The 16055-nt window shown below is 42.3% G+C and carries 21 protein-coding genes and 1 tRNA gene; 11 read left to right on the top strand and 11 right to left on the bottom strand.

What is annotated here, in order from left to right; all coding sequences use genetic code 11:
* Position 1: 1 nt before the first annotated feature.
* The 3 genes from WC310_01090 to WC310_01080 all read right to left on the bottom strand — a co-directional run bounded on the left by WC310_01090 (position 2) and on the right by WC310_01080 (position 1355).
* On the bottom strand, positions 2-289 hold the full coding sequence (locus tag WC310_01090) for a DUF134 domain-containing protein (GenBank protein MFA5358398.1): 288 nt from the start codon (positions 287-289) through the stop codon (positions 2-4).
* Between the two features lie 99 nt (positions 290-388).
* Positions 389-640 (bottom strand): DUF5320 family protein, encoded by a 252-nt coding sequence (locus WC310_01085; GenBank protein ID MFA5358397.1) that lies wholly within the window; start codon positions 638-640, stop codon positions 389-391.
* A 346-nt stretch (positions 641-986) separates the two neighbouring features.
* Positions 987-1355 (bottom strand): hypothetical protein, encoded by a 369-nt coding sequence (locus tag WC310_01080; protein ID MFA5358396.1) that lies wholly within the window; start codon positions 1353-1355, stop codon positions 987-989.
* A 346-nt stretch (positions 1356-1701) separates the two neighbouring features.
* Between WC310_01080 and WC310_01075 the strand changes: the two genes are divergently transcribed.
* From WC310_01075 to WC310_01065, 3 genes are all read left to right on the top strand, one after another.
* Positions 1702-2754 carry a Fic family protein gene (locus WC310_01075; protein ID MFA5358395.1) on the top strand — a complete coding sequence of 351 codons (1053 nt, stop codon included), beginning with the start codon at positions 1702-1704 and terminating at the stop codon, positions 2752-2754.
* Between the two features lie 281 nt (positions 2755-3035).
* Positions 3036-4025 carry a DUF5666 domain-containing protein gene (locus WC310_01070; GenBank protein MFA5358394.1) on the top strand — a complete coding sequence of 330 codons (990 nt, stop codon included), beginning with the start codon at positions 3036-3038 and terminating at the stop codon, positions 4023-4025.
* Positions 4026-4090: 65 nt separating this feature from the next.
* A complete protein-coding gene (locus WC310_01065; GenBank protein MFA5358393.1) occupies positions 4091-4615 on the top strand; it encodes a hypothetical protein in 525 nt (174 codons plus the stop codon).
* Between the two features lie 154 nt (positions 4616-4769).
* Here the strand turns inward: WC310_01065 and WC310_01060 are convergent.
* The 4 genes from WC310_01060 to murF form a co-directional block, all read right to left on the bottom strand.
* A tRNA-Glu gene (locus WC310_01060) sits at positions 4770-4841 on the bottom strand.
* Entirely contained in the window at positions 4820-5089 is a 270-nt protein-coding gene (locus WC310_01055) for a GIY-YIG nuclease family protein (protein ID MFA5358392.1), read from the bottom strand. Before WC310_01055 ends, WC310_01060 begins: the two co-directional genes overlap by 22 nt.
* A 56-nt stretch (positions 5090-5145) precedes the next feature.
* Positions 5146-5415 (bottom strand): GIY-YIG nuclease family protein, encoded by a 270-nt coding sequence (locus WC310_01050; GenBank protein MFA5358391.1) that lies wholly within the window; start codon positions 5413-5415, stop codon positions 5146-5148.
* An 87-nt stretch (positions 5416-5502) separates the two neighbouring features.
* Complete coding sequence (gene murF / locus WC310_01045) at positions 5503-6813, bottom strand: UDP-N-acetylmuramoyl-tripeptide--D-alanyl-D-alanine ligase (protein ID MFA5358390.1); 1311 nt, start codon at positions 6811-6813, stop codon at positions 5503-5505.
* A gap of 144 nt (positions 6814-6957) precedes the next feature.
* Here murF and WC310_01040 point away from each other — a divergent pair, with 144 nt between their 5' ends.
* Complete coding sequence (locus WC310_01040; GenBank protein ID MFA5358389.1) at positions 6958-8025, top strand: hypothetical protein; 1068 nt, start codon at positions 6958-6960, stop codon at positions 8023-8025.
* A gap of 88 nt (positions 8026-8113) precedes the next feature.
* On the opposite strand, the gene WC310_01035 is transcribed toward WC310_01040, so the two are convergent.
* From WC310_01035 to WC310_01020, 4 genes are all read right to left on the bottom strand, one after another.
* Positions 8114-9871 carry a penicillin-binding protein 2 gene (locus tag WC310_01035; protein ID MFA5358388.1) on the bottom strand — a complete coding sequence of 586 codons (1758 nt, stop codon included), beginning with the start codon at positions 9869-9871 and terminating at the stop codon, positions 8114-8116.
* Between the two features lie 74 nt (positions 9872-9945).
* Positions 9946-10272 (bottom strand): hypothetical protein, encoded by a 327-nt coding sequence (locus WC310_01030; protein MFA5358387.1) that lies wholly within the window; start codon positions 10270-10272, stop codon positions 9946-9948.
* Between the two features lie 44 nt (positions 10273-10316).
* Positions 10317-11369: a PilT/PilU family type 4a pilus ATPase gene (locus WC310_01025; GenBank protein ID MFA5358386.1), complete on the bottom strand. Its 1053-nt coding sequence runs from the start codon at positions 11367-11369 to the stop codon at positions 10317-10319.
* A 359-nt stretch (positions 11370-11728) separates the two neighbouring features.
* Complete coding sequence (locus WC310_01020) at positions 11729-12088, bottom strand: hypothetical protein (protein ID MFA5358385.1); 360 nt, start codon at positions 12086-12088, stop codon at positions 11729-11731.
* Between the two features lie 192 nt (positions 12089-12280).
* On the opposite strand from WC310_01020, the gene secE reads away from it, so the two are divergent.
* The 7 genes from secE (at position 12281) to dut (ending at position 15939) form a co-directional block, all read left to right on the top strand.
* A complete protein-coding gene (secE, locus tag WC310_01015) occupies positions 12281-12469 on the top strand; it encodes a preprotein translocase subunit SecE (GenBank protein MFA5358384.1) in 189 nt (62 codons plus the stop codon).
* 64 nt (positions 12470-12533) lie between these two features.
* Entirely contained in the window at positions 12534-13079 is a 546-nt protein-coding gene (gene nusG, locus WC310_01010; GenBank protein MFA5358383.1) for a transcription termination/antitermination protein NusG, read from the top strand.
* Positions 13080-13148: 69 nt separating this feature from the next.
* Positions 13149-13574 (top strand): 50S ribosomal protein L11, encoded by a 426-nt coding sequence (gene rplK / locus WC310_01005; protein ID MFA5358382.1) that lies wholly within the window; start codon positions 13149-13151, stop codon positions 13572-13574.
* A gap of 69 nt (positions 13575-13643) precedes the next feature.
* On the top strand, positions 13644-14330 hold the full coding sequence (rplA, locus tag WC310_01000) for a 50S ribosomal protein L1 (GenBank protein ID MFA5358381.1): 687 nt from the start codon (positions 13644-13646) through the stop codon (positions 14328-14330).
* A gap of 132 nt (positions 14331-14462) precedes the next feature.
* The gene (locus tag WC310_00995) at positions 14463-14954 is read left to right on the top strand and encodes a cytidine/deoxycytidylate deaminase family protein (protein ID MFA5358380.1); all 492 of its coding nucleotides are present in this window, start codon (positions 14463-14465) and stop codon (positions 14952-14954) included.
* A gap of 3 nt (positions 14955-14957) precedes the next feature.
* A complete protein-coding gene (locus WC310_00990; protein MFA5358379.1) occupies positions 14958-15518 on the top strand; it encodes an AAA family ATPase in 561 nt (186 codons plus the stop codon).
* Positions 15508-15939 carry a dUTP diphosphatase gene (gene dut, locus WC310_00985; protein MFA5358378.1) on the top strand — a complete coding sequence of 144 codons (432 nt, stop codon included), beginning with the start codon at positions 15508-15510 and terminating at the stop codon, positions 15937-15939. Before WC310_00990 ends, dut begins: the two co-directional genes overlap by 11 nt.
* Positions 15940-16055: the final 116 nt, after the last annotated feature.

Raw genomic sequence — 16055 nt, 5'->3', positions numbered from 1 at the left:
ATTATTGATGTTTAATTATTTTAATCGCCTTGCCGTTAATCAGGGCATCGGCAATTTTCCCATAAGCAGAATAGAGTATCCGCTGATAAGTGCTGGTCGAGGTATGCATTTTCTCGGCCGCCGCCTGTTGATCCATATCCTCAATATGGCGTAACCGATACGCCTCAATTTCTTCGAGCGAAAGTTCTATAACCTGCAGATTCCGCATCGGCACGCCTTGCGGTTTAAAATAGCTTATATCGGGTTCGAATTTTATTCCTTTACATAGACAACGTTGTGGTCTTGGCATAAATATTGAAAAATTATATTAAACTTGATATTCTTGGCTATAAGAGAAGGTTGCCCGGCCCCCTGTCTTACGACAGAAGGCCGGATTCCACACCTTCTCTTATTTTTGATCCTTAAGGGCCGCCTTTTCAGCTTTTACCGCTTCCAATTCTTCTGTCAGCATCTTTTCTTCCTCTTCTAATGATTGAAGCTGATTCTTAGGAGAACGAAAAAATCTCCCAAAACCCCAACCTCGCCCTTGACCTCGACCTCGACCGCACCAACCCATTCTCATTCCGCCACCGCAAGGACCCATTCCTCGACCAGTACCGGCGCCTTGGCCCACAGGACCTGTTCCGTCCATTCTTGGCATATGTTTTTTTGTTAAATTTAATAATCTTTGGCAATACGACCTTTGATTAATATTACCTATTATGAGTATATACCCATAACCATATATCTGTCAAACAGTTATCAACAACCAAAAAATCATCTAAATTACAGGTGATTTTTTAGTCTATCTAGTTATCAAGGCCAAAGGGCACTCGGGTCTAGAACCACGAGATACCCATCGGGTCTCGATACTTTTTTTCTTTGGTGAGCCGTGTCGGTCTGACACCACCAAATAGCAATCTTTAAGGGCTTCTTCGAGGGTCAATTTAGAGTGGTTAGAGACCCCCTTGGGGTAGGGGGGGTGTTTTAAGGGGATAAATTAAAAACTACTCAATATAGCCTAATTTACGCAACGCCTCTTCACCACGTTGGCTTAAAGCCATAGTGTTACCATTAAAATTTACATAAACTGCCATCCCTGGATGTTTTTCTGAATCAGGATGTTTTGATATATCACGGGCTTCAGTCCTGTCCCCCAAAGTAATCGCGTGTTTAAGTGGCTGTAATGTGCCAGAACCAATATTCCGTTGTATACTTTCTGCATTCTGGACATTGCCCCAAAAATCTTTAATTGCTTGCTCTGCCTCCTCGGGTGACTTAAAAAATATATTATAGATATAGCCATTTCCAATTGGAATTTTTTGAACTTCAAAGTTTTGCAAAGGAGGCATCTCTGACCTTTCTACGTTAGACATATTTTTTATTATAATATTTAGTACATTAATATCATAACAAAAAACCACCTAAATTCAATAGGTAGCTTTTTGTTCCAGGAAATCTAAGGATATTTCAATCCGTCCGAGTCTTATCTGAAGGTCCTAAGGACTCCTTTGTGAGGATACCCTTCAGCATCTCTCGAACAGCTCATCGGTATATGACGGCAAAGAGAATCGAACCCTTTCGGGTCGCCCCTAAGCGGTCATCTAATTTTAGCTAATATTTTTAGAGGATTTTATCTAGACCTAAAATTGCTTGACTGGTTATAAATAATCTACTATAATCTCATATAGTAAATACATAAGATTAACATATTTCAACTATATGAATAATTTTGAAAAGCGGATTAAAAACTTGTCATCTGATATTTGGCTACTCCTAAATCAAATTAATGAACTAAAAGGTCAGTGGATCGGCGGGGCGCAATTAAACCCTCAAGCACTAGGACGACTAAAACGTTCAGTTTTGGTTACTTCAACAGGCGCATCTACTAGAATTGAAGGAGCAAGGCTGACTGACAATGAAATTGAAAAACTGATGCGCGGGCTATCTTTGCAAAAATTGGCTGACCGAGATAAGCAGGAAGTCCAGGGCTACTACGAACTGTTGGATAATGTCTTTAGCTCTTGGAACAGTATCCCCTTTACTGAAAGTACTATTAAGCACTTACACAAGGAATTATTAAAGTATGCGGATAAGGATGAACGGCATCGAGGGAAATATAAAGCGATTGAGAATCAAGTGGAAATACTTGATGAAAGCGGAAAAACTATCAGCGTTTTGTTTGCTCCGACTCCGGCGTATTTAACGCCCAAGGCAATGCAAGAATTAATGAATTGGACCAACGAAGCTCTTGTTTTGCAGACAACCCATCCTTTACTGATAATCAGTAATTTTGTAGTTGAGTTTTTAAAAATCCACCCTTTCCAAGATGGCAATGGTCGGCTTTCTAGGATACTGGCCAATCTCTTGATGCTGAAATACGGCTATGCTTATATGCCTTATGTTTCGCATGAAAAATTGATTGAAGATAATAAGGCTGACTATTATCTGGCATTACGCCAAAGCCAAAAAACCTTTGGAGCAGCTAGGGAAGATATTTCGGTCTGGACAAAATTTTTCCTAAATATTTTACTGACTCAAGCTAAACAAGCTATAGATCTACTATCTGCAGAAAATATTAAAAAACTGTTATCGCCAAAACAGTTAGCGGTTTGGCGTTGTCTGGAATCGGGTGAAGAAATAACACCGGGAGAAATTGCCAAAGCGACCAAAGTGGCTAGGCCGACCGTTTCTCAAGCATTAGACAAACTATTACAACTGAAAAAAATAGAGCGGCTAGGGCAAGGTCGAACGACGAGGTACAAAAAAGTTTAGTTGCCAGAATAAAAAAGCCGGGAAATTTATTCTCGGTCTTTTTTATATAATAATTAACCCCCGCGGGAGATCGAGCCCCAATCACCAGAATGAGAACTCTGCATCCTAATCATTAGACGATGAGGTCTTAATAAAATCAAAGAATAACCAACCATAATTTACCTAAAAATGCACCAAAAGTCGCCTCCCAAACGTATTAATATATATGGAAATACGGTCGAGATGTGAAATATTTTTATACCTAGGTATCATTTTAATTTAAAAAACAACTTTCAAAAATTATGACTAAAAGAAAAACTCTAATTTTTTTGACGCTAGCGGGGATCTTAGCCGTCAGTGTCTTGACCGTAAATTTCACTCTGGCCGATACGGCGAATTCCGATCAAAATTTCGAACCACCCCAAGGAAAAGATCAAGCGCATCCCGCGCCCGGTGTTACCGGCACAGTGGCAGACATTAGCGGCACTACTATTACCTTGACCGGCAAGCAAGGATTTGGCGAGAACGCCACTGATGTTACTTACACCGTGGATGCCAGTAGCTCTACGGTGAAAAAAATATCTGCTCCTACCACTGACTCTAACACTAACGTCTCTAAGCCAACGGAAACCACTATCTCCGTTTCTGATATCCAAGTTGGTGACACCTTAATGATTACCGGCACTGTTTCCGGAACGACTGTTACGGCGACTGCCATTATGGATGGCAAAATGGGCGACCAAGGGCCAGGGATGAATGATAAACCCAATAACCGATCTAACACAAATACAGATTCTATAGCAAGCAATAAAAAATCAGAAAATAAAACTGTAGGAACGGCAAATTCAAACGGCTCAAGCAATTCAAACCCAAACAAAAAAGACAATAAGCAGTCGCGCGGCATCACTGGCACCGTCACAGCAATCAACGACACTACCATTACTCTAACTGGCAAGCAAGAATTTGGTGAGAACGCCACTGATGTTACTTACACCGTGGATACTAGTAGTGCTACCATAACTGAGGGTGTTGGTTCTAATGCTAAAACTTTAAGTATTTCTGATATTAACGTCGGCGATACTTTAAAAGTAGCTGGAACCATCTCCGACCAAACCATCACTGCTGCTTCTATCTCTAAGGGCATAAAATTACTTAACGACAACCAAGAACAGCCTGGCCTAAATGGTAGAAGCAATAATCAAGGTGATCATTCACAGTCAACTGGTTTCTTGTCTAAATTTTTCTCTTCAATTAGTAACTTTTTTAGCAGACTATTTAGTTTTGGTAAATAGTAAAAGGTCGAAATTAAAATAAACTAAAGGTCGAATTAACAAAAAAATAATCAAGCAAGCGAATTATGAAACACAAAAAATCACTGTTCATCCTAACCATTCTAGCTTTAACTCTTTTAACTCTAAGCGGAGCAAATTACGCCTTAGCTAGAACTAATACTGCCTCAGACGTCGGCCAACCTGGCCACGGACCAAACAAACCGATGGGTGAAAAAAGTCCAGATCGAAATCAACATCGGCCAGGTGTTATGGGTAAGATTTCCGCTATCAGCGGTACCACCATCACCATTACCGGTAAACAAGGTTTTGGTCCAGATGCCACCGAAGTTACTTACACCGTTGACACTTCCGGCACCACTGTGAAAGAAATGACTCGGGGCGAGGCTGGTGAAAAACCAACTGAAACCACCCTAGCCGTTTCCGATTTGAAAGTTGATGACATGATTATGGTGCACGGCGAAGTTGATGGTACGAATGTAACTGCCGCCGAGATCATGGTCGGCCAACCTGGCCACGGACCGATGAGAGGAGATAATAATTTTGACGGACCCGGCCCGATGGACGGATCAAACACCAATATTAATTCTTAAAAGTATGTCTGTCTAACAAAACTCCCTGGAGTATCTTCCAAGGGAGTTTTGGTTTCTAAATGAAAAATTTCAATCCTTCCGAGTCTCATCTGAAGGGATACCCTTTAACATCTCCCTGCCTACCGGCAGGCAGGTCGAACAGCTCATCGGTACATGACGCTACGGGGAATCGAACCCCGATTACCAGGATGAGAACCTGGCGTCCTAACCATTAGACGATAGCGCCATAATTTTACTAAACTTCTCCTTTAACTTTCTCCTGCCAGCCGCCGACTTCCAATATTTTTCTCTTTTTCTAGCTAGCTCTAAAGTTTCAACCCGCTCTAAAATATAAACCTTGGATATTTTAAATTTCCTCGTTGTTTTGGTTTTGCCATATTTATGATCGGCGATTCTCTTTTTTAAATCATCAGTAAAACCAACATAGGTTTTATTATTGTCAAAATCAATTAACCAATAAATTATATACATCATAGAGAACCTGGCGTCCCCGCCTCGCCTCGGCTTCGCCATCGGCGAGTCGAGGCGGGCTAACCATTAGACGATAGCGCCATAATTTTACTAAACTTCTCCTTTAACTTTCTCCTGCCAGCCGCCGACTTCCAATATTTTTCTCTTTTTCTAGCTAGCTCTAAAGTTTCAACCCGCTCTAAAATATAAACCTTGGATATTTTAAATTTCCTCGTTGTTTTGGTTTTGCCATATTTATGATCGGCGATTCTCTTTTTTAAATCATCAGTAAAACCAACATAGGTTTTATTATTGTCAAAATCAATTAACCAATAAATTATATACATCATAGAGAACCTGGCGTCCCCGCCTCGCCTCGGCTTCGCCATCGGCGAGTCGAGGCGGGCTAACCATTAGACGATGAGGCCGGAAAACAATTACGAATTATCCTCCCACCCTCCTCCCTGCCTAGCCAGCAACTCTTTGGCGCGCAGTGGCTCAGCCATCAGTTCTTTAACTATTTTTTCCATTCGCATACCTTGCGACCCTTTAACTAAAATCAAATCTCCCTGCTCAATCCGGTCCTGCAAAAATTTACCAGCTTCTGCAGAATTGTCAAATGTATAAACCCGATCTTCGGACATCCCCGCGCCAATAGCTGCATTAGCTACTTGCAGTGAACGCTCGCCCACTGTCAGTAAATAATCAATACCAAGTTCAGCCACTTTGCGTCCCACTTCCAAATGGGCGCGTTCAGTATAACTGCCTAGCTCCAACATGTCGCCCAAGACAGCATATTTGCGCCTAGCTTGCGGCAATTGCACTTTAGCCAGCACTTCTAACGCCGCTATCGCCGGCTTTGGCGAAGAATTATAAGTATCATCAATAATCAAAGTATATTTAATGCCGTCAATCAGATTCATCCTACCTTTTGGCGGACGATACTGCCCCAGACTTTCGGCAATGCGGACCAGATTCAAACCAAAAGCGACACCGACGGCGATTGCTGCGAGCGCCGCATTGACCGAATGTTTACCAACTACCGCCGGCAAAAACACTGGCACCACGTTGCCGTCGTATGATACTTTAAAACTAATACCGCGAATCGCTTCTACACCGTCTTTCCGCGAAATATTTTGACCGGATATTTTTTCTTCGTAGCCCTGCACTTCGGCACCTGCTTCAAAACCATAGGTAATCACTTTGCCAGCACGAAGTCCGTTTGCCATACCGCGCACCAGCTCATCGTCGTAGTTCAAAACTGCAATGCCGTTTTTATCCAAACTTTTTACCATAACGCTTTTTTCCTTAGCGATATTTTCCAAATCACCGAAAAATTCAATATGTACCGGAGCCACTCCAGTCACCACCCCGACATAACATTTTACAAAATCAGTCAGATATTTGATATCACCCGGATGATCGGCGCCCATTTCTAATACCAATACCGCTGGATAACTCTTATCGCGCCAAAATAAAAGCCTGGTCGCCCTACCAAAAACCAGCAACCATTTAAAAATATTTCTACCGCCGGTCTCAGTGCCGATAACAGTTAACGGTACGCCAAATTCGTTATTATAATTTTTATCGTTTTGTCTGGCACTAAACTCTGACGACAAAACCGTATAAATTGCTTCTTTACAAGAAGTCTTGCCGATACTGCCGGTAATACCGACTACCTGCGGCTTGTATCTCAATAAAATCCGCCGGGCAAAAAAACGTAAGATTTTTTGAATAAGTTTTTTCATATGAATTGGCTCTATTATATGAAATTAGCTAATTTTAAGCAAGTCAAAAATAGAATCAAATTAAAATTGACAAAAACCTACTTTATGTTAAGTTATAATATCTGAACGTTGACAAAAACAAAAAACCACAGGAGGTTTTAAAAAATGAGCAATTCCGCAGTAAGAAATCTCGCAGCAACTCCACCGGATATTTCAGCAAGCGACGTGGTACCTGATTCGTTTGAAAAATTGCAGACCGAATCTATCGCGCACCTGGCAAATCTGGACGAGAACGAACTGAACGGAGTAGATCTGACGGAAGAAGAAAAAAATATCCTAAAAGAAGGCAGCGTTGACTGCCCGGTGTGCAAAAAAGGAAAAATTCACGGCCGCTATCTTTTCTGCAAGATATTAACGCTTCTTGGCTTTCTGCTCACAACCGGAGTCTTTTCCCACTTTGAACTGCAGCAAATCATGTCTTCAAGCGACCAGTTTATTGCTACTGTTTTTTTTGGATTACTCGGTGGGTTAGCTGGATTATTGTTAGGACTTGGTCTTGATGAACACATTATCTCAAACAAAACACGCCTCGCCCACCGAATCTTAAAGCGAGAAAAAATACAAAAAGTTTTCGGTTCGGAAAAACCGATTGCCGTTTACGTCAAGAAAAAGATCGACGAACTGAAAAATCATTATCTCGGAGCGAACTCCACTTACAAAAAATTAGCAGATGAAACCGATCGCTTAGATCTGGAAATCGAAAAACTGCTAACCCGGCTAAAAAGCTTCGAGATAAAAAAATTCAACCGACAAGAAAACAGTCTATGCGGTTCGCGGATAGCCGAGCTGCAAAAAATAAAACGAGAAAATGACGAGAGCATAGAACTGCTTTCTCGCTGGAAACAAATCGTGGAAGGAAGGATTAACGAAATTGAAGCGAGGGCGAGCCAATACTATGAAAAAATCAGCGAGTTTGAAGCGCTACGCCTCGCCGACATGACCATCAGTAAAGAACGAAAAACCTCCGCTCAGGTTTTCGCGTTCATCATCGAGGAAACCAGAAACTTTCACACCAGCATTATGAATTTCGAGCAAGATCTGCGGATGCTGACCGCCGAAGCGGAAGTCAAAAAAGCCCTGGAAAAAATGTCTTTGACCGAAGAAAATCTAGGCAAAAATGTCGACATTATCAATCAAACGGTCACTGGAATTACTTCTCGCTTAGTTTCTTGATTCAACACCAAACCCCGTACCAACATGGAACGGGGTTTTTAGTTTAAAAAAATAGTTTTATACGTTTCCTATTCTCAATTTACAATCATTATTCCCCTGTCCTCTCCGCCTTCACTTCATAATAATTCAAAATAAATTTGGCGATTTCCGCAAAAGTCGGCGCCGCGGTACTATCCGCGTATTTCGCCGCCGTCGGATAATCCAGGCGAATCAAACCGACAAAAACAGGATTACTCACCGGACCAAAACCGATAAAAGTATGAATGGTTCTCGCGCCATAACCACCGGAGCTTGAAGCCACTTCTGCCGTACCGGTTTTTCCAGCCAAATAATAAGCTGGCACCCTGGCTCGAGGCGTATGCCCGGCTTCCAAAACCTGCACCATCATACCGGAAAGTAAACTGGCAGTCCGAGGGGTGATTACCCGACGTAATTCTTGCGGCTCATACTTTGTTACATTGCCCGAACTGTCAATTATTTTTTCTACAATATATGGCTTCATCATCTTGCCGCCATTAGCTATGGTCGAATAAGAATTAACCATTTGTAACGGCGTTGCCATAATACCCTGACCAAAAGAAGCGGTGGCGGGATAAATATCGCCTTTTTTGTTTAGTGAAGAAATATCTCCCGCCATTTCTCCTTTCAAAGTAATCCCGGTCAAATCGCCAAATCCGAATTTGCGAACATAATCACGAAAAGTATCGTAGCCGGTTTGGCGCATCGCCCAAATCGCTCCGGTGTTAAGTGACCATTTAAGAACATCGACCATTGTTTGTACGCCATGAGCTTTCAAGTCGGAATTTTTTATGGAATAAGAACCGATTTTTGCTTCACCAGTGTCTTCATAGGTGGTTTCCGGTTCTATTTTGCCAGCATCAAGCGCTGCTGCCATAGTAATAATTTTAAAAACCGACCCCGGTTCATAAGCCGAAAAAATCGCCGGATTAGTATAAACATTTGACCCTTTCACTTCACTGTAAGCGTTCGGATCAAAATCCGGACTACCACACATGGCTAATATCGCCCCGGTTTTAGGGTTCATAAATATTGCCGACCCGCCTTCAGCGTCATATTTTTCCACTGCTTCGTTAAGCTTCTGACAAGCGACATTTTGGATAGCATCGTCAATTGTCAAAACTATACTACTGCCGTTTACCGCTTTTTTAAAATTTTGCTCGCCAACACCGATGATTGTGCCTTGAGCATCTCGCTCCGAATGCCGCCAGCCATATTCGCCCCGCAGTTCTTCGTTGAAATATCCTTCAATACCGTATTGTCCTTCTAGCTTGTCATCAACCCAGCCGACAAACCCCAAAACATTACTACTGATATTTTTTTGCGGATAGTAACGCAGACTTTCTTTTTCCCATTTGATACCCGGCAAACCAAGCGCTTCTATTTTTTTTATTTTATCTTCGGTAACGCGATGCACCAACGGCTCGTAAGGATCATTAATTTTGGATAGTTGTGTAATAATCCGCTGCACCACGTCTTGCGGCAGATCTAAAACTTCGTTCATTTTGTTCGCTGTTTGCTCGGAGTTTTCCACCGCAAAAGTTTGACCGTATATCAAATAAAATTCCTGATTGATAGCTAAGGGGGAAAAATCAGCCCCCTGATTTTTGGTGTTTTGAGCGTAAATAATTCCTCTTTCCGGAGCGATATCCTGATAGATGTCGTGCTGCATTGCGGCAAGCTCCGCAAAATCGTCATACTTTATCACCTGCAACCAAAAAAGCCGACCAACAATTATCACGACAATAAAAACAAAAGTCAGCCAGAGAAATTTTATCCTGCCTGAATGAAAGAAATAAGTTGGCTTATTACTGATAATCCTTCGCACAATATAAAAATAAAGAAATTGGAAATTGGAAATTTTTGTAGCTGTAAACTTCTAATTTCTAATTTTCGCATTTATTATTCTCCAAACATACTGGCTTTGATTTCGTCCCAATCGCTAGTGGCATCGTTCCATTTATAAACCTGTAATTTATGAATAAAATCATCCTGCGAATAAACATAATCGACGGCAACACCGGCGCCGACACGTCGCGATGTCGTGGTTTTTTTATCAATCACCGCCGGTCGGGTAATAAAATCAAGGCGAATCTTACCCATTGGTCCGGTAAAACTCAAACGTTCAAAATCTCCTGGACCAAAGTCCAGCTCGCCGTTTTCTTCCTTAATATCAGAAAACTTATCTTTCAACTCCCCTTTTAGTTTTTCCCAACGTTCTGGAGACATAGGCAAAAAGTTAAAATTAAAAAAATAATACCAACTGCCAATTTCTAAAAAAACGTCCCCACCTTATCACTGCTGACCATCCTATTGCGATAAGTTTCTTCGGAAATGATTCCTCTATTGTACAAATTCTTCAACGCCGCGTTGGTTGTAACCATGCCGTCGATTTTGCCTGTTTGGATTACCGACGGTATTTGAGCGATTTTGTTATGACGAATTAGATTAGCAATCGCCGGCGTGTTAATCATAATTTCTCTAACCACCGTTACTTTGCCATCGATCGTCGGCACCAGCTGCTGAGTTACCACCGCTCTCAACGATGCCGCCAGTTGAACCAGGATTTGTTTCTGTCGAAAAGTGTCAAAAGAATCGATAATTCTTTCCATGGTTTCCGCCGCCGAATTGGTGTGCAAAGTAGAAAAAACTAAATGTCCGGTTTCGGCCGCGGTAAGCGCCGCCGCCATTGTTTCCGGATCACGCATTTCACCGACCAAAATAACATTGGGGTCTTGGCGCAAAACACGTTTGAGACCGGCGTGAAAAGACTTGGTGTCACGACCGATCTCACGCTGTTCCACTACGCTTTGCAGTGTCGGATAGATAAACTCAATCGGGTCCTCCAAAGTAATAATATGACACCGGCGTTCTTGGTTAATAATATTAATCATTGAAGCCAGGGTAGTGGACTTACCACAACCAGTAGGACCGGTAACTAAAATAAAACCTTGTTGTAAATGTGTCAGCTCGTAAAGAGTCGGCTCAAGATTGATTTCTTCCGGCGTCGGAATAACCGTCGGGATCAAACGCGCAGCCAGACCGATTTGCCCGCTTTGATAATGAAGATTGATACGAAAACGAGCTTCCTTTAATTCGTAAGCATAATCAAGCTCCCAGTCTTCTTCGAATTTCTCTATCTGTTCTTTGGTAAGCATTTTATAAACCTCAGCCATCAGCTCTTTATTATCCAAAAGACCGTCTTCTTTATCGATTCGCTCCAACTGACCATAAATTCGAATAGTTGGCGCGTCGCTAGATACTAGGTGGACATCCGAAGCGCCCCGCTCTATTGCCTTGCTGAGATAATAATCTACGCTTTGCATATTTTTGTTTTATTTTTAGAGTATTTGACAACTTTATTTTACCACAAAATTGAATAAAAGAAAAAACCGCGGGGTTATTCCGCGGTTTATACATGTTTCCTGTCAGGACGACCCAGCCAGACGGCCGACGCCGAGAGCAATCGGCTTGCCGGTCCGCTGGTGGAAGAACACAAGTTCTTCACGACCGTTGCCGGCGTCCACCCAACGTTCGCTATGAATATCAACGCCCTTGGGTAAAAATCGCCGCCGCTTTCAGCCTTTTTTGTCCCGACGACGCGGCTGACGGACCGAACGGTGCGCCGGAGAGTCAATACCGAAATACTCTTCTTCCATTTCCTTCATTCTCGAAAAACCTCCGTCTAAAAAACCGTGAATGTGACCTCAAACCGGTAGTCACCATCCCAGATGATGTCAATACCAACCACACCGTGCCAGGCGACCTTGAGCTCTTCGAACCGCTGTTCGAATTCATTGAGGTCGGTGTAGCCGTAAATGACGCCATCGTATTCGCGTCGATACTTACGACTGGATAACCCGTACTCGAGCAGATTTTCGATCACCGTCTCGCCGGCTTCCGCCAGCCACACGCTGAAACTCTGGGGAACGGCTGCTTTCAGCAGTGCCGCCAGCTCCTGCTCGCGTCTCTTAATCTCAGCCATTCGCCCTTCCTTCCACGTCCTGAAAGCCGAGATTGCCCCTTTTTCCAGATCATTACCCATCAGATTTCTCCTTTGTTTATTATATTATGTCAAACAACCAATGATTCCTCATTAATTTTATATAATAGCATATTTACACTATTTGTCAACATACCCCTTGACCTATCCCCAAACATCCTTTATAATTTAGCCAATAAATACTGCCTTCTGGGGCAGTTTTAAAAACCCTTAATTTTAAACGATTTAGCCCTTATGTCTAACAAAATTGTTGATTATTTCAAAGAATCAAAAGCCGAACTGAAAAAAGTTGCTTGGCCGACTAAAAAAGAAACTACCAAGCACACCCTGCTAGTAATCGGCATTAGCCTGGGTTTAGCTGCCATACTTGGCGCGCTCGACTATATTTTTTCCATTGGGTTTGAAAACATTATTAATCGTTAATTTTTTTTAAAACTAAGCCAGCAACTGCCAAAAGTTGACAGCTGCGTGCCGAAAACCATTTAATATGCCAAAACAAACATTAGATCTTGGTCGACGTTGGTACGTCATCCATACTTACTCCGGTTACGAAGAAAATGTTGCCGAAAATTTGAAACAAAGAATTGCCTCCATGGGAATGGATGATAAAATTTTTAACGTTTTAATCCCCACCGAAAAGAAGATTAAAATCAAAAACGGCAAAAGAAAAGTTGTTGAAGAAAAGATTTTTCCCGGATATGTCATGGTTGAAATGATTGTTACCGACGACTCTTGGTATGTTGTCCGCAATACACCAAGCGTTACCGGTTTTATCGGTTCCGGCACCATTCCCACCCCTATTTCCAAAAAAGAAATTGAATCGCTTAAAAAAAGAATGGGGGTCGAGGAGCCAACATACAAAATCGACCTTTCTTTGGGACAACCGATTCGTATTGTCGATGGACCGTTCAAAAACTTTGAAGGTCGAGTTTCTGAAATTGACGAAACCAGGGGTAAGGTAAAAGCCTTAGTATCAATGTTTGGTCGCGAAACGCCGGTAGAACTGGATTTTCTACAAGTTAAAAAAATATAAATAAACAGTAATTAGTAGCTAGGTTCCAAAAGCTTCTACCTAACCACTAAAGACTAACTACTATCTAATATGGCAAAAAAGATAAAAACAATAATCAAGCTACAAATAACCGGCGGTGCCGCCAATCCAGCGCCTCCAGTCGGTCCGGCTCTTGGTCAACATGGTCTTAATATTGGTGAATTTTGCTCCAAATTCAATGAAGCCACCAAACAAATGTCAGGCGATGTCATTCCTTGCGAAATAACTGTTTTTGAAGATCGCACTTACACTTTTATTCTCAAAACTCCGCCAGCTGCCGAGCTGCTTAAAAAAGCCGCGGGAATCAGCAAGGGATCGGGAAAACCGCTGCAGGAAAAAGTCGGTAGTGTTACCAAAAACCAAATACGAGAAATTGCTGAGAAAAAAATGCCCGACCTCAACGCTAATGACATTGACGCGGCTATGAAAATCATCGAAGGCACCGCTCGCCAAATGGGCATCACGGTCACACAATAAAAAACCTATCTTTTACTAACGTGGGAGTCCCGCGATGCGAGACGCTAGCACCACCTAAAAAATATTAATATGAAAAAACACGGAAAGCGTTATCAAGAAATCTTATCCCAGATCGACAAAACTAAAACTTACTCCCTGACCGAAGCCTTGGATTTGGTTTTATCCAGTGGCAAAGAAAAGTTCGATTCCAGTGTCGAGGTTCATCTTAACCTTGGTATTGATCCTAAAAAAAGCGACCAGCAACTCCGCAGTACTATCACCCTGCCTCACGGCACCGGCAAAACCAAAAAGATCGCCGCTTTTGTCCCGTCAGACAAGGAAGCTGACGCTCGCACCGCTGGCGCCGATATAGTTGGCGGCGAAGAACTGATCGCCGAAATCAAAAAGACGGAAAAAACTGATTTTGATGTCGCCATTGCCACTCCGGATATGATGCCAAAACTAGCCGCTATTGCCAAAATTCTCGGCACTCGAGGCTTGATGCCATCGCCAAAAAACGAAACTATTACCACTAATATCAAAAAAACAGTCGAGGAATTGAAAAAAGGGAAAATTACCTTCAAAAACGATGCTACTTCTAATATCCACCAAATAATCGGCAAAGTCTCTTTTGGCAAGGAAAAGCTGACTGAAAACTTCAACGCCTTTATCGAGTCGGTAAAAAAAGCCAAACCATCATCGTCTAAAGGTACTTACATAAAAAGTATTACTGTTTGCACAGCTATGGGTCCCGGCATTCGTATCAATGCCGCTTAAAACAACTTCTATAACCGATCTATAACTAAAAAATCCGCCGCAAAAGCGGATTTTTTAGTTATCCCCTTTCCCCGCCCGTTTCGTTCTGATAAAATAAACTAACTAGGAGGCTATAAACTAATCTCTTTTTTTATGTCAGAAAACACTTATACGCGACCATCATGGGATGAATACTTTATGGGTATTGCCCGCGCGGCGGCAGCTCGTGCTACTTGTGATCGAGGTAGAAGCGGTTGTTGCATTGCGAGAAACAAACAACTTTTGGTCACCGGCTATGTGGGTTCACCCTCTGGCTGCGATCACTGCGACGAAGTCGGTCACGAATTTCACGTCGTTCGTCATCCCGACGGTCATGAAAGTCAACATTGCATCCGCACTACTCACGCCGAACAAAATGCTATCTGCCAAGCAGCCCGTCTAGGCATCTCTTTAGAAAACGGCACTCTTTATTGTAAAATGACTCCTTGTTACACCTGCGCCAAAATGATTATTAATTCCGGTATCAAACGCGTGGTGTGCGAATTTGACTATCATGCCGGCGAACGTAGTAAAGATATTTTTTCCCAAGCTGGAGTGATTTATGAATTATTAAGTTCAGAAATGGTTCACTACGATAACATGTAAAATATGGCAAAAAAAATAATATTAGGTTTTGTCGGTGAGATGGTCAGCGGCAAAGGCACCGCCTGCAAATATCTAAAAGAAAAATACAACGCTCCGTCTTATCGTTTCTCAACCATCCTGCGAGATGTTTTAGATCGCCTATATCTTGAGATCAACCGTAAAAACATGCAAAATCTCTCGATGATCTTGCGGCAAAATTTTAACGAAAATATTTTTGCCAAAGTTATAGCTGAAGACGTAAAAAATGATCCAGCACAAATTATTACCGTCGACGGCGTTCGCCGTCTGGCCGATATAAGCTATCTCAAAGAAATTCCCGGATTTTACCTCATCTACCTAACGGCTGATGAAAAAATCCGCTACCAAAGAATTATTGACCGTGGCGAAAACACCGATGATAAAAACAAAACCTTTGCTGAGTTTCAAGTTGAACAACACGCCGAAGCCGAAAACGAAATCGGCCCCACTGGTCAAACCGCTAATCTTACCATCACCAACAACGGCACTCTAGCAGAATTGCAAGAACAAATCGAAAAGATATTAAAAAAAATCAATGAAAGTTAAAATAAAGAGAATCGAAAAAGATTTGCCACTACCCGACTATCAAACTCCCGGGTCGGTAGCTTTTGATTTATATAGCAGGACAGCCATGACTATACCTGCTAAAACCGTCTCCGTGATTCCCACCAACTTAATCATCGAAACACCTCCCGGCTATATGCTAGCAATAGTTCCTCGTTCCAGCACACCGAAAAGAAAAGGTCTACTAATTCCCCACGGCCTGGGTATAGTTGATCAAGACTATTGCGGTGAAAAAGACGAGATTCTTTTGCAAGTCTATAATTTCACGGACAATAAAGTAACGATTGACCGAGGCGAACGCATCGGGCAAGCCGTTTTTATCCGTATCGATAAAACCGAATGGGAAGAAACTGATCAAATGCAAAGCAACAGTCGCGGTGGCTACGGCTCAACCGGAAAATAAAATCGGTCCGGGATCCCAAGTCCAGAGCCCACAGTCCACAGTCCAGAGTAAAAATTATTTCTTAATTTCTGTCCCTTCGGGACATCTCCCGAAGGGAGACAATTTCTCAATTTCCT

It is taken from the genome of Patescibacteria group bacterium (assembly GCA_041653535.1).
Taxonomy (GTDB): domain Bacteria; phylum Patescibacteriota; class Patescibacteriia; order JACRDY01; family JACRDY01; genus JBAZFH01.
This window is presented reverse-complemented; position numbering and strand designations above follow the sequence as displayed.

Excerpts from the sequence above, each read along its gene's own strand:
- dut (MFA5358378.1), top strand. The coding sequence starts at position 15,508 with ATGAAAGTTAAAATAAAGAGAATCGAAAAAGATTTGCCACTACCCGAC.
- WC310_01030 (MFA5358387.1), bottom strand. The coding sequence starts at position 10,272 with ATGTCTCCAGAACGTTGGGAAAAACTAAAAGGGGAGTTGAAAGATAAG.
- WC310_01055 (MFA5358392.1), bottom strand. The coding sequence starts at position 5,089 with ATGATGTATATAATTTATTGGTTAATTGATTTTGACAATAATAAAACC.
- WC310_01075 (MFA5358395.1), top strand. The coding sequence starts at position 1,702 with ATGAATAATTTTGAAAAGCGGATTAAAAACTTGTCATCTGATATTTGG.
- WC310_00990 (MFA5358379.1), top strand. The coding sequence starts at position 14,958 with ATGGCAAAAAAAATAATATTAGGTTTTGTCGGTGAGATGGTCAGCGGC.
- WC310_01050 (MFA5358391.1), bottom strand. The coding sequence starts at position 5,415 with ATGATGTATATAATTTATTGGTTAATTGATTTTGACAATAATAAAACC.
- WC310_00995 (MFA5358380.1), top strand. The coding sequence starts at position 14,463 with ATGTCAGAAAACACTTATACGCGACCATCATGGGATGAATACTTTATG.
- WC310_01070 (MFA5358394.1), top strand. The coding sequence starts at position 3,036 with ATGACTAAAAGAAAAACTCTAATTTTTTTGACGCTAGCGGGGATCTTA.
- rplA (MFA5358381.1), top strand. The coding sequence starts at position 13,644 with ATGAAAAAACACGGAAAGCGTTATCAAGAAATCTTATCCCAGATCGAC.
- WC310_01065 (MFA5358393.1), top strand. The coding sequence starts at position 4,091 with ATGAAACACAAAAAATCACTGTTCATCCTAACCATTCTAGCTTTAACT.
- nusG (MFA5358383.1), top strand. The coding sequence starts at position 12,534 with ATGCCAAAACAAACATTAGATCTTGGTCGACGTTGGTACGTCATCCAT.
- WC310_01040 (MFA5358389.1), top strand. The coding sequence starts at position 6,958 with ATGAGCAATTCCGCAGTAAGAAATCTCGCAGCAACTCCACCGGATATT.
- WC310_01025 (MFA5358386.1), bottom strand. The coding sequence starts at position 11,369 with ATGCAAAGCGTAGATTATTATCTCAGCAAGGCAATAGAGCGGGGCGCT.
- murF (MFA5358390.1), bottom strand. The coding sequence starts at position 6,813 with ATGAAAAAACTTATTCAAAAAATCTTACGTTTTTTTGCCCGGCGGATT.
- WC310_01080 (MFA5358396.1), bottom strand. The coding sequence starts at position 1,355 with ATGTCTAACGTAGAAAGGTCAGAGATGCCTCCTTTGCAAAACTTTGAA.
- rplK (MFA5358382.1), top strand. The coding sequence starts at position 13,149 with ATGGCAAAAAAGATAAAAACAATAATCAAGCTACAAATAACCGGCGGT.
- WC310_01085 (MFA5358397.1), bottom strand. The coding sequence starts at position 640 with ATGCCAAGAATGGACGGAACAGGTCCTGTGGGCCAAGGCGCCGGTACT.
- WC310_01020 (MFA5358385.1), bottom strand. The coding sequence starts at position 12,088 with ATGGGTAATGATCTGGAAAAAGGGGCAATCTCGGCTTTCAGGACGTGG.
- secE (MFA5358384.1), top strand. The coding sequence starts at position 12,281 with ATGTCTAACAAAATTGTTGATTATTTCAAAGAATCAAAAGCCGAACTG.
- WC310_01090 (MFA5358398.1), bottom strand. The coding sequence starts at position 289 with ATGCCAAGACCACAACGTTGTCTATGTAAAGGAATAAAATTCGAACCC.